The sequence below is a fragment of the Noviherbaspirillum sp. FW303-A3 genome (genome assembly GCF_058788695.1).
Window position 1 is genome coordinate 3,167,858 of sequence record NZ_JBYTAZ010000001.1, and the last position, 25,670, is coordinate 3,193,527.

The following is a 25,670-nucleotide window of genomic DNA, read 5'->3' on the forward strand; positions in this document are numbered from 1 at the left end:
TTTTAACCCAGCTTCCGCCCTTCGCGCAGCATGTGCGCGAACTCCTCGGCGGGAACAGGTTTGCTGAGGTAATAACCCTGCATCTCGTCGCAGGCATTTTTGCGCAGGTAGTCCAGCTGTTCCCGCGTCTCCACGCCTTCCGCGATGACCTTGAGCTGCATGCGGTGGGCGAGGTCGATGACGGAGTTGGCGATCGCCGACGAGGTCTTGTTGGTGACCACGTCGATCACGAAGGAGCGGTCGATCTTGATCTGGTCCAGCGGGAAGCGGCTGAGGTAGGACAGGCTGGAGTAGCCCGTGCCGAAATCGTCGAGCGACAGTTGCAGGCCGATCTGCTTGAGGCGCTGCAGGCGCTCGATGGTCTGGTCGGGCCGTTCGATGAGCATGCTCTCGGTCAGCTCCAGCGTCAGGTGCCATGCCGGGACGCCATGCCGTTCCAGGGCGTCGGCCACGACGCGCTCCAGGTCTTCGCCGTGGAACTGGCGTGCCGACACATTCACGGCGACGTTCGCGCCGGCCAGGCCGGCATCGTTCCATGCGCGGATCTGGCGGCAGGCCTCGTCGATCACCCAGGCGCCGATGGGAATGATCTGTCCGTTCTTTTCCGCCAGCGGGATGAATTCGCCGGGGGGAACCATGCCATGGCCGGGGCGCATCCAGCGCAGCAGCGCCTCCGCGCCGGTAATGCGGCCGCTTTTCAGGTCGGCCTTGGGCTGGTAGTGGAGGACGAATTCATCCTGCGGCAGGGCGCGCCGCAAGCCGGCATCGATTTCCAGTTGCACCAGCGCACGTTTGCTGAGGTCGCTGGTATAGAAGGCGATCTGGTTGCCGCCGCGTTCCTTGGCGCGGTGCACGGCGGCATCGGCGCGATGCAGCAGGTCGTGCGCGGACGTGGCGTCCTGCGGGAACAGGCTGATGCCGACGCTGGTGCGGGCATAGACTTCCGACGTGCCTTCCAGCAGGAAGGGCGCATCGAGCGTGACCAGCAGATCGAAGGCGAGCGCTTCCGCGTCGGAGGGATCGCGCACTTCCTCCATCACGATGACAAACTCGTCCGCGCTCAGGCGTCCGAGGATGTGCCGGCCGCCCAGCCGGCGGTTGAGCCGGCCTGTCACGCCGAGCAGCACGGAGTCGCCCGACGCATGGCCGAGGCTGTCGTTGATGGTCTTGAACTTGTCGAGGTTGAGGAACAGCACCGCCACCTGCGCACCCTGGTGCTGCGCCTTTTCCAGCGCGTGCTGGAGCAGGGAGCGCAGCAGCGCGCGGTTGGGCAGGCCGGTGAGCGGATCATAGTTCGCCAGGTGCTCGCGCTGCTCTTCGCTGCGGCGAAGCTGGGTCAGGTCCGTCGCTACCGCGACGTAGTAGGCAGGCATGCCGCCATCGTCGCGTACGGTAGTGATCGTCAGCCATTGCGGATAGATTTCGCCGTTCTTGCGGCGATTCCATATTTCGCCCTGCCACTGGCCGCGCTCGCGCAGGCTGTCCCACAACGCCTCGTAGAATGCGCGGTCCTGCCGTCCGGAACGCAACAGGCTGGCGCTCCGCCTGGCCACATCGGCCTCGGTGTAGCCGGTCATTTCGGTAAAGGCGGGATTGATCGAGAGGATGCGGGCATCGAGGTCGGTGATCATCACCGCGTCGCGGCTGCTGTTGAGCGCGGCTGCCTGCAGCCGCTGGCGCTCGCCTGCCTCGTGGCTGGCGGTGACGTCGCTCCAGCTGCCGACCACTTCGCAGGGCGTGCCCGATGCATCGAGCAGCAGGCGCGTGTCGTCGCGCACCCAGCGTATCGCGCCGGACTTGTCGCGAAAGCGGTATTCGTGCGTGACGCTGTGGTCGATGTACAAGCGCCGGTGTTCGGCGAACACGCGCTCGCGGTCTTCCGGGTGCAGGCCGGCGATCCACCAGCCGGGCTTCAGGCATTCTTCCTGCGTGTAGCCGAACAGGCGCGCCATGTTTTCGCTCATCCATACCGGCGTGACGTGCTTGCCTTCCACCTTCAGGGAGTAGAGGATGGTCGGATTGGCGGCCAGCAGGTGCCGCAGGCGTTCAGAGGTGGTGCGCAGCTTGGCCTGCTCGCGCGATAGCTGCACCTGGCGGTAGGCGTGTTCGAGGATGGCGGGTAGCTCCACGAGGTAGCCCTCGTGCTTCATCAGGTAATCCGCCACGCCCAGGCGCAGCGCCTCGGCGACGACATCCTCGCTGCCCTGGCCGGTGACCAGCACCACGGGCAGGTCGTAACCGCGTTCGTCGCGCAGCTCCTTGGCGATTTCGAGCGCATTGATGCCGGACAGCTGGTAATCCAGCAGCACGACGTCGAACGGCGGGTCGCCGGCCAGTTCCGGCGGCAGTGCTTCCAGCACCTCCGCGCTGCCGGTGACGACATGCAGGCGCACCTGCGGCGCATGGCGTGCGAAGTGGCGCCGTGTCAGGTCGATGTCGAACTGGTTGTGTTCCGCATACAGCACGCGCAGAAGGCGCGTCTTGCCGGCCAGCTCGGAGCGGAAGCGCGCGAGGGCGGCGGCCAGGGTGTGGATCAGGCGGACGCCGTATTCGGCCCGCTTGACCACATAGTCGTCGGCGCCTGCCTTGAGCGCGGCGATCGCCGCTTCCTGGTCGCCGGAGCCGGTCAGGATAACGACCGCCAGCGGAAGGTTGCGTTCACGGACGTAGGCCAGCAGCTCCAGGCCGGTGCCGTCGGGCAGGTTCAGGTCGGACAGGATGAGTTCGTAGGACGGCTGCGGCCCTTCGATCTTCGCCCGCGCGGCGGCCACGCTGGAGACGACATCCACTTCCATGTCCGGCGCCTGGCGCGCAAGCCCTCGACGCACGAGGTCCGCGTCGATCTGATTGTCTTCGAGATAGAGGATTTTCTTTGGCAGGTCGGCGAGCATGTGTCTCTCCATCACTGCGGCGGTTCGTTCAGCGCGCACCAATAGAGCTCGATCTGGGCTGCTACCTCAAGGAAGCGGTCGAAGGCGACAGGCTTGACGATGTAGGAGTTGGCCCCCAGGTTGTATGCGGTCTGTATGTCCCGGTCCTCCGCGGACGAACTGAGCACGACGACCGGGATGGCGCGGCTCACGGCGTTTTCCTTCCACCGGGCCAGCACGTCGAGGCCATCGACGCGCGGCAGCTTGAGGTCGAGCAGGATCAGCAGCGGCAAGGTCTCGCCGGCTTCCCAGCGTGGAATCCACGCCAGCGCCTCCTCGCCGTCCCGCGCGACTTCGATCGGGTTGAGCAAGGCATGCCGCGCGAAGGCGCGCAGGGTCAGGTCGAGGTCGACGGGGTTGTCCTCCACCAGCAGGACCGGGCGAGGGAAGGGAATCGTACTAGCCATGCATCAGCTCCAGGTAGAAGGTGGCGCCTTGTCCGGGCGCGCTCTCGGCCCAGACCTTGCCTCCCATGCGTTGCACTGCCTTGCGCACCAGCGCCAGACCGACGCCGGTGCCCGGGTAGTCTTCGGGACGGTGCAGGCGGCTGAAGATATCGAAAATGCGCTCGTGGAATTTCATGTCGAATCCGATGCCGTTGTCGCGAACCCACAGGATAACCTTGCCGCCTTCTTTGCGCGCGCCGATTGCGATTTCCGGCGCGGCAGCCTGGCGGCTGAACTTGATCGCATTGTCGAGCAGGTTGCGCAGGACGATGGCCAGGCCGTCCCGGTCCCCGCGCACCGTGAGCGGCGGCAGTTCGCAGCGCAGCGCGATACCGGCATTCTGCGGCGCGCTCCGGTAGGACTGCAGCACGGCCTCGGTGCAGGCGCGCAGGTCAAGCGCCGCGTTGTCCAGGTTGCGGCGTTCCATGCGCGCATAGGCAAGGAGGTCGGCGATGAGCGCGTTCATCTGCGCCACGCCGGAGCGGATGTTGTGCAGGAAGAGGCGGCCTTCGTCATCCAGCTGCGCGCTTGCGCTTTCTTCCAGGAGCTGGCTGTAGCCGTCGATGCCCCGCAGCGGCGCCTTCAGGTCATGCGAAACGGAGTAGGAGAAGGCCTCCAGCTCCTTGTTCGCCGCGGCAAGCTGGGCGGTGCGCTCCAGCACGCGCAGCTCCAGCTCGGCGTTGAGCTTCAGGATTTCCGCTTCGGCCTGCTTCTGCTCGGTGATGTCGCGGATTACGCTGAGCACATGCGGCTTGCCTTCCAGTTCGATCAGTTCGCCGGCCACCATTCCGATGCGCCGTTCGCCCGCACGGTTGCGGAAGACGGTTTCCAGTTCGGCGACGCTGCCGTGCTCGGCCATGGCCGCCAGGTAACGCTCGCGGTCGCGCGGGTCTTCATAGAAATGGAATTCCTCCACACGATGGCCGACAAGTTCGTCCGGGAGGTAGCCTGTCAGCCGCGCGCCGGCTTCGTTGATGTCGACGAAGCGGCCGCTTTCGATGCGCGTGATGGTGATCGCATCCGGGCTGGAGCGGAAGGCCACCGCAAACTTTTCTTCCGACGCGCGCAATGTCTCCATGACCCGCCGCCGCTCGGTAATATCCTGCATGGCAAACACCACGCCTTCCATCCTGCCGCGTTCGTCGCGCAAGGGCGCGGCATTCACCGACAGCTGGACGGTGCGGCCGTCGGGCTTCGGCATCGAGTACTCGGCGTCGAACACCGGCTTCCCGGTCACCTTCACGCGCGCAAACGGAAACTGGTCCGGCGGCACGGGGTTGCCGTCCACGTCGCAGATCTTCCAGTCCGGCGAGTTGTAGGCCCGCCGCATGATGTTTTCCCTTTTCTCGCCGACGATGTCCAGTGCCGTCTGGTTGATCAGGCTGAAGCTGCCGTCCATCCGCATCGCGAAAATGCCGATCGGACTGCAGTTGGTCACCTGCTCGAGCAGCGCGCGTTCGTTGCGCAATGCCTTTTCCGATGCGATGCGGGTGATGGCGATGGCGGCGGTCTGGGTGGCGACGTCGATCAGATCCTTCTGGCGCCGGTTCGGCAGGCCGGGCGTGCGGTAGTAGATGGCGAAGGTGCCGAGCAGGCGCCGGGATGCATCGAAAATCGGCGTCGACCAGCATGCATGCAGGCCGTTTTGCAATGCGACGTCGCGATAGTCGGCCCACAAGGGATCGCTCGCAATGTCTTCGACATAAACCGCCGCCCTGCGGAACGCGGCGGTGCCGCACGATCCCGCCCGTTCGCCGATCCGGCCGCCGTCGATCGCCCGGCGGTAGCCGTCCGGCAGGCTCGGTCCGGCGCCATGGCGCAGATGCAATCCGTCCGCGTCCAGCAGCAGGATGGAGCAGAGCATGCCCGCTTCCTGCGCCTCGATCACGCGCAGGAGCGTGTCGAGCGTATCCTCCAGCCCGGCACCGCGCGCGATCATCTCCAGCACTTGCTTCTGGCCGGAGACCAGGGCCTCGCTCTTCTTGCGCTCGTCGATGTTTTCAATGACGAACAGCAGGTATTCCGGTTCGCCGACGCCCTTCACCCGGGACACCGTGAGATTGGCCCACATGCAATCGCCGTTGTCGCGCAGCAGGCGTTTCTCCACCGAGTAGGTCGGGAGTGCGCCCGACAGCAATTGCTGCACGAGCGCGGAATCCTTTTCGGCATCCTCGGGACAGACGAGGCTGGGCAGGGGGCGCGCAAGCAGTGCGGCGCGATCCATGCCCAGCATGCCGCACAGCCGCTGGTTGACCTGGATCCAGCGGCCGTCCGGCAGCGCCCGCCCGATGCCGACCGCCGCCTGCTCGAAGGTGGCGCGCAGACTCTCGTTGCGCAGTTCGAGTTCCTGCGCCATCGCATTGAAGCTTTGCGCCAGCGCGCCCACCTCGCCGCGGGCGGTGACGTTGGAACGGTGGCCGAGTTCGCCGCCGGCCAGCTTGGCGGCATCGCGCGCCAGGCGCCGCAGCGGCGCGGCGATCCCGCGCGACAGCCATGCGGCGATGCCGACGGTGAGCAAGGCCATGAATCCGGTCAGCAGGATGGCGAACTGCAACTGCGCGCGGCTCGGCGCAAGCGCGGCGTCCGAGGGAATGCCGACCAGCACCAGCCACGGCAGATGCTCGGAAGCGACGAATCCGGAGAGGCGCGGTATGCCGTCCGCGGTGACGATTTCACGGGCGCCCTGCCTTTGCTCCAGGGCCGTGCGCACCTCCGGCACGCCGGACAAATCCTTGCCTATCCACTGCTCCGGCTGGATGGACCGCGCCACGACGATGCCGCTGCGGTCGAGGACGGAAATCAGCGTGCCGCGGGGCAAGGATGAGCGGGTGAAGCTTTCCTGGAATTTTTCCAGCAGGATGGACGTGCTGACCACGCCCCGCACCGGGCCCTGCTCGCCGTCGCGGATTGCGCGCGCAAAGACGACGATCCATTTTCCGGAGGTGCGTGAAACGACCGGCACCCCTACCGCCAGCCGGTTGCTGGCGATCGCTTCCTTGAAATAGCTGCGGTCGGCCACATTGACCGAGCCGTACGCGGGGGGCGTCGGTTCCGCGGAGTAGCGCATGGTGCCGTCGGTGTCGAGCACGGAAATGCTGCCGATATGCTCCGGGAGGCCTGCTTTTATCTGGCGCAATGTTTCGTTGCCCTGTTCGATGTCGCCGGCATTGAAAGACATCGTGGCGCCCAGCGTGTGGAGGAGGGAATCGATGTTGCGCACTTGCTGCTCGATCCGTCCGAGCATGGTATGCGCCGCCTGCGACGACTGCGCGATGGCCTCGGTGCGGGCGACGTCGGCCTCGGCAAAGGCGTTGTAGAACTGCAGGCCGACGAGGGGCGTCGCCACGACGGCGACCAAGAGGACCAGGCGTGCCGCGATGGATTGCCGGAACGACGCAAGTTGTGGCATCTGTTTCCACCTCCCCGAAACGGTTTCTTGTCCTGGTGCCGCCAGTATAGATTAGCGGACTTTCCTGACCCTGTAATCGTGCTCGAGAACAATCCTGGTCGATCCGATCAGGAGGCTCAGTCCCATCACCAGCTGGGTCAGCGTTTCACCGGGCAGGGGCCATATCTGCGAGGGCGGGGCGGGCACGCGGGTCGCCGCGGCGATGACCGGCGCGACCCATTCCGCTTCCGGCGTCACGTCCAGCAGGATCTCGCCTTCCGGCGTGGTGTGCAGGTAGATATCGCCTCCTGCCTCAAGCGTGAAGCAGATACCGTAGCCGGCGGCATTCTTCTTTTCTATCGCGCGTTGCAGGTCACGGTTGTAGTTGTCGATCCATGCTTCGACGTCATAGGTGGTCTTCAGGTGGATCCAGGGACGCGCTGCCGGTTCGTCGCGCGGGTCGTCAGTGCTGCTCATCGTTGCTCCGGGGTTCTCGTTTGCACAGGGGCATGGAACGACTATACACGCGCTGCGGCGATCTTGTTTTCGCATGGCCGCCGTCTAAGCTGAAACGGTTACCTCGCCGAAAGGAGGAAAGCATGCCCTATGTCGACGGATTCGTATTGCCTCTCCCCAGGAAGAATGTGGACGCTTACCGCGAAATCGCTGCCAAATGCGGGGCGATCTGGCGCGAGCACGGCGCGCTGCAGTTTCGAGAATGCATTGCCGAAGATGTGAAGCCGGGCAAGCTGACCTCGTTTCCCCAGAGCGTGAATCTCGAACCGGATGAAACCGTGGTCTTTTCATGGATCGTGTACGAGTCGCGCGCGCACCGCGACGCCGTCAACGACAAAGTCATGAAGGATCCGCGCATGGCGGAAATGATGAAGCCCGAAGCGATGCCGTTCGACGGCAAGAGGATGATCTACGGCGGCTTCGAGATGCTGGTCGATCTCTGAAAGCCTTATCTGTAGAAAGCGCCGTATACGTCGTTGTTGCGCGAGCAATTGACGGGAATCCATGCCGCGACGGCCTTCCCGCTTGCCGCATCCATCGCGGCGGCGTGCCCGCTGCCGCAGTTGTACGGGGCAAGATTGACGACGCTGCTCCAGGCGCCTGTTAAGGCAGACCAGATCGCGTATTGCGTGTGCGCGGCCAGCCACACCATCATCGCATCGCCGTTGTCGCGCAGGAGGACGACGGGCATGAAGCCGCCCCGGTTGTAGACATTCACCGGCACGCTCCATGCGCCAGCCGCATCCACACGGGCCGCAAACGCGTTGCCGCTCGACGCCTGCAGGGTTTCCTGCTCCCAGGCAACGAAGCCTCCGCTGTCGTTCAGCGCAGCAAAAGGCGCGTAGCTGCTGCCCGGGTGGGATTCGATCGCCGCCGGGGCGGACCATGTTCCGCCCGCAAGCCGGCTGGCGTGGACCGAATTCCCGTTGCCGTCGTCCTGCAGCCACGCCACAAGCGCATTGCCATTCGGCGCCACGGCCACCGAAGGCATGGCGGCAGGTGCCGGGAGGGCATCGAGGATGCGCGCGGGCGATGCCATCCCGGTGCCTGTCATTCTAGCGGCGACGATATTGTTGCCGCCCGATGCATCCTTCTCCACCCAGGCGATCAGCGCATTGCCGGCGGAATCGATGCCCGCCTGCGGCGCGCTGGCTGCGCCGGTTGATAACCGTACGGAACTGCGCCACGACCCGGCAGTGAAATATGCTGCGCTGACGGCGCCGGCCTCGCTCCATGCCGCAATCGCGTTGCCTTGTGGATTCATCGCGATCACGGGATAGGAAGCGCCGGCAGGCGCATTGTCGAGCCGGACCGGCGCATGCCACGTATCGGATGCGCGCGAGTAGCCGGCCGACCAGACCTGCGGCGCGGCGCCTGCCGCCGCGCTCCACACGGCGAGCGCATCGCCTGTGGCGGTGTTCATGGCGACTTGCGTCGCGGTGAGGAATTTTCCGGTGGAGCGCAGCGATGGCTGCGCACTGGTGTCCGGACGATCGATTATTCGAGGGGTGCCGATCTTCGCGCTGACGGCATTGCCATGCACAGCATAGACGGCAAGGCGCGAACCTGCCTGCTGGGCGAACACGGTGATGGTATCGCCGTTGGCGGCGATGGCGACGGACGGATATTCCGCCTTGCCGGCCTCGTTCTCAAAGGGCGCATCGATGGTCCATGCGGGAGAAGGGTTCGTGCTGCTCGACGCAAGCGTAGTCGCCTGTTCCGGTGCATTGCCCCCGCCGCCACAACCGCCAGCGAGCGCGGCGAGCAATGCCATTGCCATCCGAGTCCTTGCCTTGCTGTCCATGCGATTCCTTGCGTCCGATTTTCCTTGCCCGCACATGACACGGGGAAAATCCATATCGTACGTTTCGCGCATTGCCTGCCGCCAGCCGCACGCACTGACTCGCGGAGCCAGCCGCTTGACCCGGCAGGCCGCGAACCAAACGACGCCGCGCCTGCCTCATGGTCATGACCGCAGAGGAGAACATCATGGACACAGAAAGCAAGCGCCGCCAGGTGGCGGAGCCCGCCGCGGAGGAAATCAAGAAGCACGGCGACCAGCTGAAAATGCCGGTCGACGAGGCAGCGGGGAAAAAGCTGCAGGACGAGGAGCCGAAGCAGGATAGAAAGGACGACGCTTAGGCAGGCTGGATCGGGATGCTCCGCTGCTCAGCGGCAAGCGCGCGCGCCCGCAACTGGCCGCAGCCGCCATCCACTTCCTGCGCCGCCGAGTCGCGCAGCTTGGCCAACACGCCGCGCCGGTGCAGGATGCGGATCATCTCGCGGCAGCGCTCGGTTTCCGGCCGGCGGAAGGCCAGGTCGGGAACGGTGTTGTAGGGAATGATGTTGAGCACGCCGTACTTGCCCTTGAACAGCGCGACGATGCCTTCGACCTCATCCTCGCCATCGTTGATGCCGTCAAGCAGCGTCCACTGGTACTGCACCGGGTAGGCCGTGGTGCGGCCGTATTCCTCGCCCAGTTCCACCAGTTCCTTCGGCGTCAGGCGCGGCGCGCGCGGCAACAGCTTCTCGCGCAGTTCCGCCTTGGTGGTATGCAGCGACAGTGCGAGCGCCGGCTTGACCGGCCCCTGCGGCAGGCGCTCGAACACGCGCGGGTCGCCCACCGTCGAGAACACCAGGTTCTTGTGGCCGATGTTGCCCTCGGTGCCAAGCAGCTCGATGGCTTCCATCACATTGTTCAGGTTGTGGGCCGGTTCGCCCATGCCCATGAACACCACCTTCTTCACCGCACGCTGGCTGCGGGCCAGCGCCACCTGCGCAACGATCTCGCCGCTGGTCAGCTGGCGCAGCAGCCCGTCGCGCCCGGTCATGCAGAACTGGCAACCCACGGCGCAGCCGACCTGGCTGGACACGCACAGCCCGCCGCGCGGCAGCAGCACGCTTTCCACCGTCTGCCCGTCCTGCAGTCCCACCAGCAGACGCGCCGATCCCGGATCGTCCGCCACCGGATGAGAGGACAGCAGGCGCGCGATGCCGCCCAGTTCCGCCTCGATCTCGGGCAGCGCCGCGCGCAGGGTCTGCGGCAGGAAATCCTTCGGCCGACGCCGCCCCTGGTCCCATGGACGGACCTGTACCCAGTCGCGCAGCACGCGCTGCTCGTGGACGGGAAGGGCGCCAAGTGCGCGCAGGCGCTGGCGGAGGGAATCGATGTGCATAAGGCGGGACGTGCCGGATCTTGCGGGAGGGAAGGAGGGATTGTAAGTCCGGCGGGGGATTTTTCCAACCGGACCGATTTGCGGGACGCTGGGGTTTCTGCAGGGTAGAATCGGCCGATCGACTTCCACGACGGCCACGCCAGGTAAATCATGACTAAAGACGGACAACTTTCACCGCAGGGTATCGAAGCGCTTGTGACACGGTTCCAGGCGCAATCGCGAAAAGCGCAGGCGTATTACACGGTCATGCACAAGGTGAAGGCAGTTGCAGGGAACGATGACGCTGCGAGTGCGTGGATGGAGAAGCCGTTGGCTGAATTTGACGGGAAGACGCCTGCGCAGCTGGTTAACGAGGGGCGGGCGGAGGAAGTGCTTGGTTATATTGATTCGCTGTAGCCGGCTTTGATCAAGTGCGTTGCGAAGCCTCGTCCCGAAGGGAACGGAGTGGCTGGTCGAGCAGCAAGCGTAGGGTGCGCCATGCGCACCGGTCCGAAGAAATGAATGCACAAGGGATTGAACACCACTCGAGAAAATGAAATGGTGCGCGGAGCGCATCCTACGCGCGCTACCCCCTTAACGCCGCAGGCGTCGTCCCAAACTCCCTCTTCACCAGCTTCCTCAGCGCCGTCGCATCCTGATAACCAACTTCCGAAGCAATCGCTTCAATCGACTTGGTCGTCGTCTCAATCAAGTGCGACGCATGCAGCAACCTCCGCCTCTGGATGAACTTGACCGGCGACACACCGGTAGCAGCATCGATGCGGCGCGACAGCGTCTTGGGTGATACCGCCAGCGCGGCGGCGAGTTCCGTGATGCTGATCGGATTGGAGAGGTTGGCGTCGATCCAGCGCTCTGCCGCGACCACCGTCGGGTCAACATGCTGCGTGTGCGACTGGATCATGTAGCGCGCCTGCGAGGGACGCTGGTCGATGAGCAGGTAGCGCGAGCACAGGTGCGCGACCGAGGTGCCCATCGTGTCGGCGATCAGGGCCAGCGTCAGGTCGAGTTGCGCATAGGCGGAACCCGCTGTCAGGCAGGGACCGTCGCGCACCAGCATTTTGGTTTCATCCAGGCGCACATCGGGGAAGCGCGCGCGGAACACCGGGGCCAGCCACCATGTCATCGTCGCATGCCGCCCCGCAAGGAGACCGGCCTGTGCGAGCAGGAATACCGACGAGCAGGACGCGCCGATGTGCGTTCCGCGCGGAGCCTGCTTCAGCAGGTCCATCGCGGCCATTGCGTCCTTCTGCGCGAAGCGCGCGGTGATGGCTTCATCCGAAGTCAGGCCGAGGCCGGGAATCACGATCCAGTCGGGGCGTACCGCGCCTGCCATCGCCTTGGAAAACGTCATGTCCACGTCGAGTCGCATGCCGCCGCTGCCGCGAATGGTTTTCCGGTGGCCGGCGACAAGCAGTCGCACTGCGCCGCCTTTGCCGCCGCGCGACTGTATCGCCTGCGCGGCGCGGATGGTGTCGAGCGTGATGGCGAGACAGGAGTCCATCATGCCTTCGAGGGCGAGAACGAGGATGGTTTTCATCTGTCCATTTTGGCATGAAAAGAGCCAAAAAAGCACAGTGGCGCCCGGATGACCGCAGGATGCGTCAGGACACAGCCCGCTTCTGCTCGTCGGTGATGGTCCAGTAATAGATGATGCTGCCGAGGACTATTTCGGTCTTCTCCGGCGGCTATTCGTCGCCCATGTCGAAGGCATGCGATACCACGCGCGTGCCGGGCTTGAGCTGCTTCCACAGTTGCGGGCGCAACTGCTTGTTGATTCTGGTCAGCAGGTAGAGCGTGACGACGGTGGCCTGCGACAGGTCGGTCTTGAACAGGTCGCCCTTGCCGACCTTGGCAAGGGCGAGCATGCGGTTCACCACGCCTTGCGGCGTCGGCACGTAGGGGACGTCGAGCGGGACGGCTGGTTCGCTCGCGGCAAAGGATGGCGAGCCGGCAAGGCCATAGGCAGCCGCGGCGCCGAGCCACTTCAGCAGCACGCGGCGGTCGTCGTCATGCGTCATGGGATGTCCGTACGGAGAGGAGGAGCAGGTGCGACGGATGCGCGTGGCAAAAGGTTTCCGTTTTCCGCCTGTCGCTCAATGTGCATCAATTGGAATTGCACGGATGAAGCGCAGCCATGCCCGGATTATCGATCCGGCCGAAAAACTCATCGCGCCATGTAAAGATAATCTTCCGGCAGGCCGAGCCGCCGGCAAGCCTGTGCCGCCGGCGCGGAGCGCAGCGGGATGCGGTCGATCGCCGCGCCTGCCCGCTTCAAGGCAAGCCGCTGCCACGGCCGCAGGTCCCACGCGTCGCCAAGCTCCAGCCGCTCACGCACCCACTCCGGCAGGATGTCGATGGACGCCTTCACCAGCAACTCCTGGATGCCGCCCATGGAACGCGGCAACAGGTTGACGCTGCGCACGATGTCGAGGAATTCGAAGATCACGCTGGATGGTTCAAGGCGGTCGCGCATGGCCATGAAAAACAGTTCCATTTCCTGTTCCGTGGCGGGCGCGCCGTGGGCGCCGTACAGGCGGGCGGACTCGATGCCCTCATGATGAAAGCGGCTGCGCGCGATCTCGTCCAGCGAATGCACCCAGGTGTCGTAGGCTTCGAGGAAGCCGAAGCGTGCTGTCGCCTGCACCCAGTTCAGCAGTTCCGGATCATCCGCGCGGTAGGGCATCCCGTCCTCCGTCGTGCCGCTCACGCGTGCGTGCATGGCGCCGACCCGGGCGATCATTTTCTCGGTGCGGCTGCGCGCGCCGTAGACCGTCATCATGGCCGACAGGCCGGTGCGCCGGATGCGCTGCAGCGGGTCGTCGCGGAACGTCGTATGTCCCCACACGCCCGCCCGCACGCGCGGCTCCGCCAGTTCCAGGATGACCGCGGTCACGCCGCCGACGAACAGCGAGAGCGGGTTCTTGAAGATCTGCCATGAGACGGAATCCGGGGCGGTGAACGCGGGTTCGCCCTGCGGCGACGAGAAGTCTGCATCGAATTGCTTGTCGGCGTGGACGAATTCGTTGACGGCGGCCTCCAGGCGCTCCTGGAACGGCCGAGGCAGGATGAGCGGGTGGCGGTGTGGTTGCATGCGATCGATTTCGCGTGGCAAGGTTCTTCCGGCGCGCAACATGCGTGCGTACTTGCGCCAGATTATAGAGGCGGTACGCAGCATGTGGTTCCGTTCGCGTGTGACTACGGCATTTCGCGAGCGTATTTCCCTTCGCAAAACGCTGCATGGCAGGGAGCAGCGCTGTTCTGCATTGGATCCGTGCTGAAGCGCCCCTGCTGCGATCGGACGAGCCAGGCGGAATCAGCTGGTCGAGCGTGCCGCCAGTTCCCGGTTCCTGTCGGACAGCGTGCGGATCAGCCCGTCGATCCCGTTCCTGGCGATCTCGTTGTTGAAGCTGCTCTTGTAAGTCTCGACCAGCCATACTCCGAGCACATTCACGTCATACACCTTCCAGCCGTCCGCCGCCTTGTACAGCCGGTAGCTGACCTGCACGGGATCGCGCCCGCGCAATTGCCGGACCTCGAAGCGCACGGTGACGTCCGTATCGTCCGGAGACGCGCGCAGGGGCATGTACACCAGCTTCTGGTCGCCCACCAGCGACAGCGCGCCGGCATAGGTGCGGACCAGCATGGTGCGGAACTCGTCGGTCAGCTGCCGGCGCTGCTGCGGCGTCGCCTCGCGCCAGTGGCGGCCGACGGCCATTGCGACGGTGCGCTCCAGGTCCACGTGCGGCAGGATCTTTTCCTCGACCACCTGCAGGATGCGCTTGCGGTTGCCGGCCTTGATCTCCTTGTCGGTCCTTGCCGTCTCCATCACGTCCGCGGTGATGCGCTTGACCAGCGCGTCCGGCGCTTCCTGGCTCGGGGCATCGGCGGCGAAAGCGACCGTGGCAACGGTCGCCGCCAGCAGGAACAGCAGTTTGAACGCTTTCAATATCATGATGGGTCTCGCTCCAGTGTGATGAAAAAAGAGGCAGGCACAACGTGCCTGCCCCTCATCCCGTACCCGTGGCCTTGCGGTCGGTGTCAGGTCGACTGCTTGAGATCGCCCGGCGCTTCGGCCAGTTCTTTCCTTGCCGGCTTGTCGCCATACTTGCCCAGGCGCTTCTGCAGGTTGGCTTCCACCTTTTGCAGCACACGGAGCCTGGAATGGCCCGTGTAGTCATCCTGCAATTTTATCTTGGTGGCATTTTCGAGTGCCGAAATCTCTGAGCGAACCCGCTTCAGGCGCCATTCATAAAACCACTTCATGTCATCACCCGTGTTGTCGAAAGTATGCAAATTCATTGCATTGGCGGTAGACCAACGGGTTTGGAATTGGTTCCGCGCGGAAATCCAATTCCGTATTGAAACCGCGCGACGGGCGATCCTGTTGTTGCCCAAGGAGTAACCTTTTCGGCGGCCTGCTTCAGCCTTCATCCCACTCCACGCGGCTTGCGAACAGGTAGCCCGCGCCATACACCGTCTTGATCAGCACCGGGTGGCTGGGCGAGTCGCACAGCCGCTTGCGCAGGCGCGAGACGCGCACGTCGATGCTGCGGTCGAAGGGCGAGATGTCGCGGCTGCCGGCGAGGCGCTCGCGGTCGAGGATGCGGTTCGGGTTTTCCAGGAAGAGCGTAAGCAGGCGCGCCTCGGCCGCGCTCAATTCCTCGCTCTTGCCGTCCTTGCCGGTCAGCGTGAGGTTGGCCGGCTCGAACTGCCATTCGGCGAAGCGGGCTCGGCGCACCGCCACCCTCGACGCATGCGATTCCGACGGGGCCGTCCGGCCGGTACGCCGCAGGATGCTGCGTACGCGCGCCACCAGTTCGCGCGGCTCGAAAGGCTTGGTCATGTAGTCATCGGCGCCGAGTTCCAGCCCGATCACGCGGTCGGTGAGAAAGCCGCGGCCGGTGACGATCAGGATGCCGCAGCGCTGTTCGGACTGCAGCCGCCGCACCAGGTCGAGGCCGTCGCCGTCCGGCAGGCCGAGGTCGATGATGCACAGCGCCGGCGTGCGCACCTGCATCAGCCGCATCAGTTCCGCGCCGGTACGGCACCACTCCGCGATGAAGCCGAAGTCGCGCAACGTGGTCTGCAGCGTGCGCGCGACAAGGTAATCGTCCTCGACCACGACGATCAGGCGGTCGTTGTCCTGAGCGGTCATGTGATGCAACCTGCAAGCGCCGCGGCAAGGTCGGGCTTGGTGAAGGGCTTGTCCAGCAGCGGAAACTCATCCGCGCCGGCGCTTCCGTGGTCATAGCCGCTGATGAGGAGGATGCCGATGTCCGGCCGCGTCGCCCGCACGTTGCGCGCCAGCGCCGGGCCGTCCAGGCCGCCGGGCATCACCACGTCGGAGATCACGAAGCGGATTTCGTCGATCTGGGCCAGCATGTCGAGCGCTTCACGCCCGTCGGCCGCCTCGACCACCATGTAACCAAGGTCGAGCAGTTGCCGCCGCACTACCTGCCGCACGTCGGCATCGTCTTCTACGAGCAGCACCAGCGGTGAGGTCTTGGTGCGAGATGAAATGTAATCCGGTTCGGACTGTGGCGCGGGAGCCTTGTCCGTGGCGGGCAGCAGCAGTGTGACGACGGCGCCTTCTCCCGGCGCGCTCCGGATGCGCAGCGCACCGCCGGACTGCTGCGCAAAGCCGTACACCATGGCCAGGCCCAGCCCGCTGCCGCTGCCGAAGCGCTTGGTCGTGAAATAGGGCTCGCAGGCCCGCATCAGCGTCTGGCTGTCCATGCCGTGGCCGGTGTCGGCGACGGTGATGCCGACATAACGTCCGGCATGCATGCCAAGTGCCGCCGCTTCGCCCGTGTCCACGGTCATGAGCTGGGTGGACAGCGTCAGCGTGCCGCCCGAGGTCATTGCATCGCGCGCGTTGAGACAGAGGTTGAGCAGGGCGCTCTCCAGCTGGTGCGGATCGGTCATCGCATGCGCGAGGCCGTCCCGCAATTCGAGCGAGAGTGCGATGTTTTCCGGCAGAGAACGGCGCAGCAGCGTCCTGAATTCATTGATCAGCTCCGCCACATCCACAGGCCGCGGCTCCAGCGGCTGCTGGCGGGAAAAGGTCAGCAGCCGCTTGATCAGCGCAGCGCCGCGGCGGGTCGCGAGCAGCGCCGGTTCCACCAGTTCCTGCGATTCGCTGCTGCCGCGCGTGCGTTCTTCCAGTGCCGACAAATTGCCGAGCACGACCGTCAGCATGTTGTTCAGGTCATGCGCGATGCCCCCGGCGAGCTGACCGACCGCCTCCATCTTCTGCGCCTGCATCAGCGTCGCCTGCGTGCGCTTCTGTTCCGTGATGTCGGCCGACAGCACGAAGACGCCCTGGACCTCGCCATCGTTGTCCACCTCCGGCACCATCTCGCTGCGGGCATGCCGGGTTTCGCCATCCACCGGCATCGCGTATTCGTAACTCACCGCCTCGCCCGCGAGCGCGCGGCGCAGGTAGGGATTGACCTCGGCATACAGTGCCGGACTGATGACGGTCGCGACCCTGCAGCCCACCAGTTCGTGCGGTTCGCGCCGGAACCACTCCAGGTAGCCCCGGTTGGCGAAGCGGTAGACCTCGTCCTTGTCGATGTAGGCGATCAATGCCGGAATGGCGTCGGTGATCAGGCGCAGCCGCTCCTCGCTTCGGCGCAGCTCGCGCGTGCGTTCGAGGACGCGCTGTTCGAGGTCGGCGTTGCGCTCGCGGATCAGCCGTTCTGCCTTGCGCTGCTCGGTGATGTCCGTGTACAGGGTGACGAAGCCGCGGTGCGGCAGCGGCACGCCGCGGATGGCGATGATCTGGCCGCAGGGCCGCTCGCGTTCCGCGTAATGGGGCTGGAAGCGGCGCGCGGCATCGACGCGCTCGCGCACCAGGGTCTCCACGTCGCCGGAACCATACTCGCCGCGTTCGGCGTTGTACCGCATGAAGGCTTCAAAGGGCGTGCCGATGCGCATCAGTTCGTCGGGGAATTCGAGCAGCGTCGCAAAGGCGCGGTTACCGGCGACCAGCCGCAGGTCGTGGTCGAAGAGTGTAAATCCCTGGTCGATCAGGTCGAGACCGGCCTGCAGCATGGCCATCCGGTTCTCTAGATCGCCAAAGATGTCGTCTGCTTGTGCGGCCATGGTTGTCCCCGTAACTGTTCAGGTCGATTGTAATCATGGCACAGGGGACGAAAAAGCGCCCCGTTACGATTCGATACATTTGCGAAAAACTTGCGCAATGCTTCCTTCCTAAGATCCAGACTCCCCGCCAAGAAAAGCGGATAAACAGGAGACAAACATGATTCGCCTTGCACGCAAGACCGCCCTGGCCGCCGCCTGCTGCGCCGCCCTGGCTGCACCCGCATCCGCCCAGGTATCGGACAACCTCGTCAAGATCGGTGTGCTGACCGACCTGTCCGGCACCTATTCCGACATCGCCGGCAGCGGCGCGGTGCTCGCGGCGCGCATGGCCGTCGAAGACTTCATGGCATCGGAGAAGCCATCCTTCAAGGTAGAGATCGTTTCCGCCGACCACCAGAACAAGGGCGACATCGCGGCCAATCGCGCCCGCGAATGGTTCGATACCGAAAAGATCGATGCGATCAGCGAACTGGTCACCACATCGACTGCGCTCGCCGTCATGAAGATCGCAAAGGAAAAGAATCGCATCGCGCTGATCTCCGGCGCGGCGTCGACCCGCATCACCAACGAAGACTGTAACGACGTGACGGTGCACTGGACCTACGATACCTATGCCGTATCGAACGGCACCGCGCGCGCCGTGGTGAAGCAGGGCGGCAAGAGCTGGTTCTTCCTGACCGCCGACTATGCCTTCGGCGTCTCGCTGGAGAAGGATGCATCCGAAGTCATCAAGGCCAATGGCGGCAACGTGGTGGGCGCGGTGCGCCATCCGTTCCCGAGCTCGGACTTCTCCTCCTTCCTGGTGAGCGCGCAAACGTCGAAGGCGCAGGTCGTCGGCCTGGCCAACGCGGGCAGCGACACCATCAATGCCATCAAGCAGGCGGCCGAATTCGGCCTGACGCCGAAGCAGTCGCTGGCCGGTTTGCTGATGTTCATCAGCGACATCCACACCCTTGGCCTGAAGGCGACGCAGGGCATGTACCTCACCGAGGGCTTCTACTGGAACCTGAATGACGCCACCCGCGCATGGTCGAAACGTTTCTTTGAAAAGCAGAAGCGCATGCCGACGATGGTGCAGGCGGGCATGTACTCGGCGGTCATGCATTACCTGAAGTCAGTGAAGACAATCAACAGCGACGACACGACGAAGGTGATGGCGCAGATGAAGAAGACGCCGGTCAACGATTTCTTCGCCACCAACGGCAGCATCCGCGACGACGGCCGCATGGTGCACGACATGTACCTGCTGCGCGTGAAGAAGCCGGAAGAGTCGAAGACGCCGTGGGACTACTACAACGTGCAGGCCGTGATCCCGGCGACGGAGGCCTTCCAGCCCCTTGCCCAATCACGTTGCGCGCTGGTGAAGAAATAAGCGGAACAATGCGGCGCGTCATCCTCGCGCCGCATTTTCCATACAGAAATTCGCTGCTATCGATGTCGTAACTTTACGGTATGGTCTTGGCAAAAGAACATCGGTATGCTTCGCCAACCTGATATGCAGTTCAACCTGGAGAAGACAGCCATGCCCCACATGTACGACAGCGGTCTCGAACGCAACCCAGCCAACTACACCTCATTGTCGCCGCTGACCTTCATTGAACGCGCAGCGGCTGTGTACCCTGAGCGCCTCGCGGTCGTCCACGGCAATATCCGTCGCAACTGGGCCACCACCTACGCGCGCTGCAAGCAGCTTGCTTCCGCCCTGTCGAAGTCGGGTGTCGGCCTGGGCGACACCGTCGCCGTCATGCTGCCCAATACGCCTCCCATGGTCGAAGCGCACTTCGGCGTGCCGATGACGGGCGGGGTGCTCAACTCCCTCAATACCCGCCTCGATCCCGAGTCGATCGCCTTCATGCTCGACCATGGCGAGGCCAAGGTTGTCATCGTCGATCGCGAGTTTTCCGGCGTGATGGAAAAGGCGCTGGCACTCTCCACCCGCAAGCCGCTGGTGATCGATGTCGACGATCCCGAATACATCGGCAGCGGCGACCGCATCGGCACCATCGAATACGAATCCTTCATTTCCGGCGGCGACGCCGGCTACGAATGGCAACTGCCCGCCGACGAATGGCAGGCCATCTGCCTGAACTACACCTCCGGCACCACCGGCAATCCCAAGGGCGTGGTCTATCATCATCGCGGCGCGCTGCTCAACGCCGTGTCCAACATCCTCGAATGGGACCTGCCCAAGCACCCGGTCTACCTGTGGACGCTGCCCATGTTCCACTGCAACGGCTGGTGCTTCCCGTGGACGATCGCCGCGCGCGCCGGCGTCAATGTCTGCCTGCGCCGTGTCGAAGCCCCCGCCATCCTCAACCTGATCCGCGAGCACAAGGTGACGCACTACTGCGGCGCGCCCATCGTGCACAGCTTGCTGCTGGCCGCTCCGCAGGAACTGAAGACCGGCATCAACCACACCGTCAAGGCGATGGTCGCCGGCGCCGCCCCGCCGGCCTCGATGATCGAAGGCATGGAGAAAATGGGTTTCGACATCACCCATGTGTACGGCCTGACCGAAGTCTATGGTCCGGCATCGGTATGCGTGAAGCATGAATCCTGGGACGGCCTCGACATCGGCGATCGCGCAAGCCTGAACGCGCGCCAGGGCGTCCGCTACCACCTGCAGCAGGGCATCACGGTGATGGACCCGGACACGATGCAGCCGGTGCCGGCGGATGGCGAGACCATGGGCGAGATCATGTTCCGCGGGAACATCACCATGAAGGGTTACCTGAAGAACGAGAAGGCCACCAAAGAAGCCTTCGCCGGCGGCTGGTTCCATACCGGCGACCTGGCGGTGATGAACCCGGACGGCTACGTGAAGATCAAGGACCGCAGCAAGGACATCATCATTTCCGGCGGCGAAAACATTTCCAGCATCGAGGTCGAAGACGTGCTGTACCGCCATCCGGCGATCATGGCCGCGGCCGTGGTGGCGAAGCCCGATGCGAAATGGGGCGAGACGCCGTGTGCCTTCGTCGAGGTGAAACCGGGAGCGGATGTGAAGGCAGAGGAAATCATTGCGCACTGCAAGCAGCATCTCGCAGGCTTCAAGGTGCCGCGTACGGTGATGTTCGGCGAACTGCCGAAGACCTCGACCGGCAAGATCCAGAAGTTCGCGTTAAGGCAGCAGGTGAAGTCTACGGATGCGTTGAAGTAGGACGATAGCTGAATCGAAGAGATACTCCCTTCTCCCGCAGGCGGGAGAGGGGAGTAACCTTTACGTCACCCACTTCACCCGCAACAACCGCTCTCCCTCGTCGTAATCCACGTTCAGCTTCCCGTCATAGGTGTCCAGCAGCGCATTGCAGATATCCTGCGCCAGCCGGACATCTGTCGTGGATACCTCCAGCTCATCGCCGTTGGGCTCGATGGACATGATCCGCCGCAGGGGATGCGCCGTCTTTTCCCGCTGTTCCACATCGCGCACGAGATGCGTGACCTCGTTCGCATGCTCCTGCGCGAACTGTCCCGATACCGTGACATGCGCCGCCGGACGTCCTTCGGCGATGCGGCGGCAGGCCGGACAGCGCATCTGCAGCGCATGCGACGGCGCCGACGTCCAGCTCCAGTGGCCCTCGCCGTACACGGCGCCGCATTCCGTGCACACCGCCGGCGATGCCATTCTTTCAGCATCGCGCGACGCATCATGCACAGGCTCGTCCAGGACCTCCAGATGCCTTCCCGGCTGGAAGGAAGGCGAGGATGGATGTACTGATTTCATGAGAGGCTCCTTTCACCTATCAACATAGTCCATTCTTCAAAGATGCAAAGAGGCTGGACGGAAAGAATCGCAAATGGTGGTTACCGGAAATCCGCGCCGGGGCTACAATGAATGCATGACCCATCATCAAGGACCAGCAGCCATGACCACGAATGAAAATTTCAGCCTCGACCGGGTTCGCAGCCTGGTGGCAGCCATGGAGCAGGAACTCGCCAGCGCGCCCGCCGACCGTCCCGACGTGCAAGCTCTGCGCCAGGAAATCGACCACCTGAAACAACTCCTCGCCGCCGGCGACGGCGAACATGTGCTGGTAAAGGAAAAACTGCACACCGTGCGCGGCACGCTGCAGGACATGACGGCGCGCGTCGAAAGCGAAGTGCTGCAGGACAGCCGCTATATCGCCGAGATCGGCCGCATCCTCGGGCTGGTTTAGCGCATCCTCCGGTGCAGGCTGCCGCCCGCCGGCGGCGCCTGCATTTTTCCCTTCATTTCCCCCTCCGATTCGTTGACCGGAATCAAACGCTTTCCACAGCGAAACACCTTCTTCAAATAGTCCAGCAAGGCCTTCGATTTCGTTGACCCGGGTCAAGCAGCGTTGGTGCTTTGGCAAGGGCCTTGTTGTACTCTCCGACCACTTGTTTCTGCCGGATGGCAGGGCACCACGCAATATTTGCATTCATAGGAAATTCGAACATGCTGACCACCACCTATTCCATGGTGGTCCTGTCCAGCGAGCAGCAGAACACGCGCCGCATCCTCGGCAAGCTGGAACAGTACCTGCACAATGCATCCTGGTTATGCGCCGACGGCGTGGACCGGGTATGGCTTGAACGCGTCCTCCACAAACTGATGAAGGTCGACAAGTATTGTCACCAGCGGAAAGTGGAGCTGTACGTGATTCCGGCCCTGCGCCGGACGCCGTCCGACCTCGCCGGCCTGCTGGACCGCCTCGATGCGCTGTGCACCGATGCCATGCGCATCCTGCTGCACGTGTGCAGCCAGATGGAGCGTGCCGTCGCCGGAAGCTGCGCCGACGTCATCGCCCTGGTCTCGGCCATCGAACTCTATTGCCGCCAGGTGATGGCACGGCTGTCTCTGGAAGAGGACGAACTGTTTCCGGCCGCGCGCCAGCTGCTGTCCACCGAGGCATGGTTCCAGATTGCCGCCTCCTGCCTCTCGGATTCGACAGTGCGGCAGCAGGACGAACGCGCCGCCGGCGGCGGACTTCCACGCCGGCGGCCGCAGTCGCCCCAGCTGCGTTTGCGGCACATGCATTGACCGGTGAACGATGTCCTTCAGGGAGATATGATGAAATCACGGCGCCCGCCTTTGTCAGCTATCCATCCTGAACGGCACCGTTTCGAAGACGAAACCCTGCCCGCGGCTTGTGTCTCCATTGCCGGCGCATTCGCGCTGGAACATCATGACGAAATCATCGACCTGGTGCGCAGGTTTGAAGAATGCGAAATCACTGGGCAACCGGGAAAACGGATCGTCTCGGTTCGTGCCGACGGCAGCAGGCTGCTGATCGATACCAACGATGTGCGCCTCGCGCGCGCGATCGGCGAAACCTTGCGCAGCACCTACCAGGGCAACCTGAAATTCCATTTCGGCGAGTCGCATCGGCTGCTGCGCGTGCACTGGGAGCGTTGACGCAGGCCGGCATGTCTTTCGCTTGCATAGGGTGTCCAACACCTGGCAAGGAGGGTTGAGCATGGACGGCATCAAAGCTTGGATTCGTGGAGACGGCATTGAAACTTCGGTCGAATTTTCCGTCGAGGAAGTGGTCGCGCAGCATCGCGGCAAGCCCTGGCGGGACCTGAACGAAGAAGAACGCGAGGCAATGCTGAAGGACTATGCGCTCGCACTGTTCACGCGGCAGGGCGGCGCCGGCACGGCGGAAGACCTGGAAGTCAGCTTCGATGAAGGAAGCTTTGCGAAGGACCGCAGCCTTCCCCGGACGGAGAGCGGCCGGCCTGCGCCCTGAAGAGAAGTGCGGCCCCGGCGCGCAGGATGTTCTGTAACCTCGGTTACAGACAAATGCGGTTGCCGCGCCTAGCATCGACACGTCCCATCACTCAAGGAGAAATGACATGAGCAGCGCGACGGTCGATTACCAGGAACTGACCAGAACGATATCGTCCCACCTCGCTGTCCTGCGCAAGGACCAGCAGGGCCTGATGACGGCCTTCAATGACATGGCGCGCGCGGCGACCGCCGACGGTGCGCTCGACAAGAAGACCAAGGAGTTGATCGCATTGGCGCTCGGCGTGGCGGCACGCTGCGACGGCTGCATCGGTTTCCATGCGCAGGCGCTCGTCAGGCTCGGCGCGACAAAGGCCGAGCTCGAAGAGACACTGGCCATGGCGGTGTACATGGGCGGCGGCCCCTCGCTGATGTACTCCGCCAATGCGCTCGCCGCTTTCGACCAGTTCTCGTCCCGGGCGTGACGATGGCAAAACGTCAGCACTGAAGCGGACGCCCGCGCGTGCGTTTGATGTCAATGGAACAAGGGCTGTTGCAGTGAGCCGGACGAATGATTGACGCGGTACATGCCGCGTCTTAGCATAATTCGTCCAATCACCTCGCAGGCCGTTGATGTTTTCGCCATACCGACCGAAACCGATCGCGTTTCAACTCAAGAAACTCAGTGCGGCGGTCGCGACGGCGATGCTGTTTTCACAAGCACATGCAGCGGGGTGGGGCGACCTTGCCGTCCTCTCTTCCCTCGGCCAGCCGCTGCGTGCGGACATCGAACTGATCTCGGCGGCAGGGCAGGACGATGGCCCGCTCACCGTCAAGCTGGCGAGCGTCGATGCCTACCGCCGGGCCAACATCGAATTCAACCCCGTGCTGATGTCCCTGCGCTTCGCCGTGGAGCAGCGCGGCGGGCGGCAGTTCGTCCACGTCACCTCCACGCAGCCGGTCAACGAACCCTTTGTCGACATGCTGCTGGAGCTGGGCAGCAGCAGCGGACGCGTGGTGCGCGAATATGTCTTCCTCCTTGATCCTGCCGCCGATAGTGCGCAGATGGCAGTGGCTGCGCCAAGCGCTTCCCCCGCGCCGGCACGCAAGCCCGCATCGCCGCCGGCCGCGCCAAAGCCATCGGGCAGCAAGCCGGCTGCAGCACCGGCCGCTTCCACAAAACCGCGATTGACGCTGACCGGCGTCACTGCCGTATCGGCCACCGACGACAAGGCCGCCGTCATCGCGCTGGAAGATTACGCCACCATGGAAAAGCAGGTGGCCGATGCCAACGCGCGCGTCAAGGCGCTCGAGCAGAAAGTCAACGATCTCCACAAGCTGCTGGAAGTCACCAATACCCTGCTGGCGGAACTGCAGAAGCAGAATGAAGCCGGCATGGCACCGGCAAAGCCTGCACCGCAGCCGGAAGCGCCCGCTGCGCTACCGGTGGCTGCCCCTTTTGCAGAGGCAAAGCCGGCCGCCCAGGAGCAGCCGGCCGTTCCGTCGCCCGCGAAAGCCGCTCCCGCAGCGCCGAAGCCCGTTGCTCCACCGCCCGAGGAGGAAACGGATTACCTGATTCCCGGTGCCGCCCTGCTGGCGGCCTTGCTCGGCGCCGCAGGCATCTACACCAGCCGCCGCCGCAAAGCGAAGCAGGCCATCGAGTCAGGCATCCGCAACGATGCGCATGGAGACAAGGCAACGGCAACCGGCGCAGGCGACACGGCCACCACGGCACTTGCCACCGGCATGCTCCTCCCCACCGCTATCGGACACACGCACGAAGTCGATCCGCTGGCAGAAGCCGATGTCTACATCGCCTACGGCCGCGACGTGCAGGCCGAGGACATCCTCAAGGAAGCCCTGGACAGGCAGCCGGACCGTCATCCGGTGCGCGTGAAGCTGCTGTCGATCTATGCCGGCCGCAAGGACCTGCCAAGCTTCGATGCGCTTGCCCGCGAACTGCATCGCATGACAAAGGGAGAAGGCGAGGACTGGCGGCAGGCAGCGGAACTCGGCCGCGAGATCGCCCCCGCCAACCCGCTTTATGCCGTGCAGGCGGAGCCGCCGGCCGCTCCGGAGCCGGGGCTTGTGCTTGAACGGGTCGAGGACGAGCCGCCTTCCGCGCCCTTGCCCGGCCTCGCGCTAGTCGAGGAAATCCCGCCTGCCGCGCTGGAGGCGGCGCCGGGCGAAGTGGACTTCGACTTGGACAATCCCGACGCACAGGCGGCCGAAGGGAATCTCGCACCGATCCCCGAACTGCCCGTTGCCGCGCTCGAAATTCCGCAGTCTCTCCTGGAGGAAGCGAAGCCGGCCGAGGTATTGCTCGATTTCGATTTCCTCAAGCCGGCCGCCGAGAAGGCCGAAGACGGCAACAGGCGATAGCCATTCTTCGCGGCAGCATTTCCTTTCGCTGCATGG

Annotated in this window: 25 protein-coding genes; 11 read left to right on the forward strand and 14 right to left on the reverse strand. The window is 64.2% G+C overall.

All coding sequences use genetic code 11. The features are described from left to right. Window positions 1–2: 2 nt before the first annotated feature. From AC3WOY_RS15285 to AC3WOY_RS15300, 4 genes are read right to left on the reverse strand one after another with little or no spacing between them, the layout of a single operon-like run. A complete protein-coding gene (locus AC3WOY_RS15285; RefSeq protein WP_492425236.1) occupies window positions 3–2,891 on the reverse strand; it encodes an EAL domain-containing protein in 2,889 nt (962 codons plus the stop codon). Between the two features lie 11 nt (window positions 2,892–2,902). After that, the gene (locus AC3WOY_RS15290; RefSeq protein ID WP_492425238.1) at window positions 2,903–3,337 is read right to left on the reverse strand and encodes a response regulator; all 435 of its coding nucleotides are present in this window, start codon (window positions 3,335–3,337) and stop codon (window positions 2,903–2,905) included. Continuing rightward, window positions 3,330–6,785: a PAS domain S-box protein gene (locus AC3WOY_RS15295; protein WP_492425240.1), complete on the reverse strand. Its 3,456-nt coding sequence runs from the start codon at window positions 6,783–6,785 to the stop codon at window positions 3,330–3,332. Before AC3WOY_RS15295 ends, AC3WOY_RS15290 begins: the two co-directional genes overlap by 8 nt. Window positions 6,786–6,836: 51 nt before the next feature. Next, window positions 6,837–7,241 (reverse strand): hypothetical protein, encoded by a 405-nt coding sequence (locus AC3WOY_RS15300; protein ID WP_492425242.1) that lies wholly within the window; start codon window positions 7,239–7,241, stop codon window positions 6,837–6,839. 122 nt (window positions 7,242–7,363) lie between these two features. On the opposite strand from AC3WOY_RS15300, the gene AC3WOY_RS15305 reads away from it, so the two are divergent. After that, window positions 7,364–7,723: a DUF1428 domain-containing protein gene (locus AC3WOY_RS15305; RefSeq protein WP_492425244.1), complete on the forward strand. Its 360-nt coding sequence runs from the start codon at window positions 7,364–7,366 to the stop codon at window positions 7,721–7,723. A 5-nt stretch (window positions 7,724–7,728) separates the two neighbouring features. Here AC3WOY_RS15305 and AC3WOY_RS15310 read toward each other — a convergent pair whose 3' ends face one another. Next, window positions 7,729–9,054: a hypothetical protein gene (locus tag AC3WOY_RS15310; RefSeq protein WP_492425246.1), complete on the reverse strand. Its 1,326-nt coding sequence runs from the start codon at window positions 9,052–9,054 to the stop codon at window positions 7,729–7,731. 215 nt (window positions 9,055–9,269) lie between these two features. Here AC3WOY_RS15310 and AC3WOY_RS15315 point away from each other — a divergent pair, with 215 nt between their 5' ends. Beyond that, window positions 9,270–9,422, forward strand: coding sequence for a hypothetical protein (locus tag AC3WOY_RS15315; protein ID WP_492425248.1), 153 nt, complete (start codon window positions 9,270–9,272; stop codon window positions 9,420–9,422). On the opposite strand, the gene AC3WOY_RS15320 is transcribed toward AC3WOY_RS15315, so the two are convergent. After that, window positions 9,419–10,456, reverse strand: coding sequence for an RNA methyltransferase (locus AC3WOY_RS15320; protein WP_492425250.1), 1,038 nt, complete (start codon window positions 10,454–10,456; stop codon window positions 9,419–9,421). The genes AC3WOY_RS15315 and AC3WOY_RS15320 overlap by 4 nt on opposite strands. Before the next feature lie 150 nt (window positions 10,457–10,606). Between AC3WOY_RS15320 and AC3WOY_RS15325 the strand changes: the two genes are divergently transcribed. Beyond that, window positions 10,607–10,852, forward strand: a complete 246-nt coding sequence (locus tag AC3WOY_RS15325) for an MbcA/ParS/Xre antitoxin family protein (RefSeq protein WP_492425252.1) — start codon at window positions 10,607–10,609, stop codon at window positions 10,850–10,852. Window positions 10,853–11,021: 169 nt separating this feature from the next. Here AC3WOY_RS15325 and AC3WOY_RS15330 read toward each other — a convergent pair whose 3' ends face one another. From AC3WOY_RS15330 to AC3WOY_RS15360, 7 genes are all read right to left on the reverse strand, one after another. Further along, window positions 11,022–11,993 carry a GlxA family transcriptional regulator gene (locus AC3WOY_RS15330; RefSeq protein ID WP_492425254.1) on the reverse strand — a complete coding sequence of 324 codons (972 nt, stop codon included), beginning with the start codon at window positions 11,991–11,993 and terminating at the stop codon, window positions 11,022–11,024. Between the two features lie 148 nt (window positions 11,994–12,141). Next, the gene (locus tag AC3WOY_RS15335) at window positions 12,142–12,474 is read right to left on the reverse strand and encodes a hypothetical protein (RefSeq protein ID WP_492425256.1); all 333 of its coding nucleotides are present in this window, start codon (window positions 12,472–12,474) and stop codon (window positions 12,142–12,144) included. A 146-nt stretch (window positions 12,475–12,620) separates the two neighbouring features. After that, on the reverse strand, window positions 12,621–13,547 hold the full coding sequence (locus AC3WOY_RS15340) for an oxygenase MpaB family protein (RefSeq protein WP_492425258.1): 927 nt from the start codon (window positions 13,545–13,547) through the stop codon (window positions 12,621–12,623). A 222-nt stretch (window positions 13,548–13,769) separates the two neighbouring features. After that, on the reverse strand, window positions 13,770–14,402 hold the full coding sequence (locus tag AC3WOY_RS15345) for an MlaC/ttg2D family ABC transporter substrate-binding protein (protein WP_492429319.1): 633 nt from the start codon (window positions 14,400–14,402) through the stop codon (window positions 13,770–13,772). Window positions 14,403–14,494: 92 nt separating this feature from the next. Further along, the gene (locus tag AC3WOY_RS15350) at window positions 14,495–14,887 is read right to left on the reverse strand and encodes a hypothetical protein (RefSeq protein ID WP_492425260.1); all 393 of its coding nucleotides are present in this window, start codon (window positions 14,885–14,887) and stop codon (window positions 14,495–14,497) included. Further along, window positions 14,877–15,611, reverse strand: a complete 735-nt coding sequence (locus AC3WOY_RS15355; RefSeq protein WP_492425262.1) for a response regulator transcription factor — start codon at window positions 15,609–15,611, stop codon at window positions 14,877–14,879. The genes AC3WOY_RS15350 and AC3WOY_RS15355 overlap by 11 nt, the downstream gene beginning before the upstream one ends. Continuing rightward, window positions 15,608–17,563: a PAS-domain containing protein gene (locus tag AC3WOY_RS15360; RefSeq protein ID WP_492425264.1), complete on the reverse strand. Its 1,956-nt coding sequence runs from the start codon at window positions 17,561–17,563 to the stop codon at window positions 15,608–15,610. The genes AC3WOY_RS15355 and AC3WOY_RS15360 overlap by 4 nt, the downstream gene beginning before the upstream one ends. Window positions 17,564–17,720: 157 nt before the next feature. Between AC3WOY_RS15360 and AC3WOY_RS15365 the strand changes: the two genes are divergently transcribed. Together AC3WOY_RS15365 and AC3WOY_RS15370 are read left to right on the forward strand one after the other, a co-directional pair. Continuing rightward, window positions 17,721–18,935 carry an ABC transporter substrate-binding protein gene (locus AC3WOY_RS15365; protein ID WP_492425266.1) on the forward strand — a complete coding sequence of 405 codons (1,215 nt, stop codon included), beginning with the start codon at window positions 17,721–17,723 and terminating at the stop codon, window positions 18,933–18,935. 150 nt (window positions 18,936–19,085) lie between these two features. Continuing rightward, on the forward strand, window positions 19,086–20,723 hold the full coding sequence (locus AC3WOY_RS15370) for an acyl-CoA synthetase (RefSeq protein ID WP_492429321.1): 1,638 nt from the start codon (window positions 19,086–19,088) through the stop codon (window positions 20,721–20,723). Window positions 20,724–20,783: 60 nt separating this feature from the next. Here AC3WOY_RS15370 and AC3WOY_RS15375 read toward each other — a convergent pair whose 3' ends face one another. Next, complete coding sequence (locus AC3WOY_RS15375; protein ID WP_492425268.1) at window positions 20,784–21,287, reverse strand: BCAM0308 family protein; 504 nt, start codon at window positions 21,285–21,287, stop codon at window positions 20,784–20,786. Window positions 21,288–21,429: 142 nt separating this feature from the next. On the opposite strand from AC3WOY_RS15375, the gene AC3WOY_RS15380 reads away from it, so the two are divergent. The 6 genes from AC3WOY_RS15380 (at window position 21,430) to AC3WOY_RS15405 (ending at window position 25,634) form a co-directional block, all read left to right on the forward strand. Continuing rightward, entirely contained in the window at window positions 21,430–21,720 is a 291-nt protein-coding gene (locus AC3WOY_RS15380) for a hypothetical protein (RefSeq protein ID WP_492425270.1), read from the forward strand. A gap of 260 nt (window positions 21,721–21,980) precedes the next feature. Next, a complete protein-coding gene (locus AC3WOY_RS15385) occupies window positions 21,981–22,565 on the forward strand; it encodes a hypothetical protein (RefSeq protein ID WP_492425272.1) in 585 nt (194 codons plus the stop codon). Between the two features lie 27 nt (window positions 22,566–22,592). Continuing rightward, the gene (locus AC3WOY_RS15390; protein ID WP_492425274.1) at window positions 22,593–22,940 is read left to right on the forward strand and encodes a hypothetical protein; all 348 of its coding nucleotides are present in this window, start codon (window positions 22,593–22,595) and stop codon (window positions 22,938–22,940) included. A 61-nt stretch (window positions 22,941–23,001) separates the two neighbouring features. After that, window positions 23,002–23,274 carry a hypothetical protein gene (locus AC3WOY_RS15395; protein WP_492425276.1) on the forward strand — a complete coding sequence of 91 codons (273 nt, stop codon included), beginning with the start codon at window positions 23,002–23,004 and terminating at the stop codon, window positions 23,272–23,274. A 106-nt stretch (window positions 23,275–23,380) separates the two neighbouring features. Beyond that, window positions 23,381–23,737 (forward strand): carboxymuconolactone decarboxylase family protein, encoded by a 357-nt coding sequence (locus tag AC3WOY_RS15400; RefSeq protein WP_492425278.1) that lies wholly within the window; start codon window positions 23,381–23,383, stop codon window positions 23,735–23,737. 148 nt (window positions 23,738–23,885) lie between these two features. Continuing rightward, window positions 23,886–25,634, forward strand: a complete 1,749-nt coding sequence (locus tag AC3WOY_RS15405) for a type IV pilus assembly protein FimV (RefSeq protein ID WP_492425280.1) — start codon at window positions 23,886–23,888, stop codon at window positions 25,632–25,634. The last annotated feature ends 36 nt before the right edge of the window (window positions 25,635–25,670 follow it).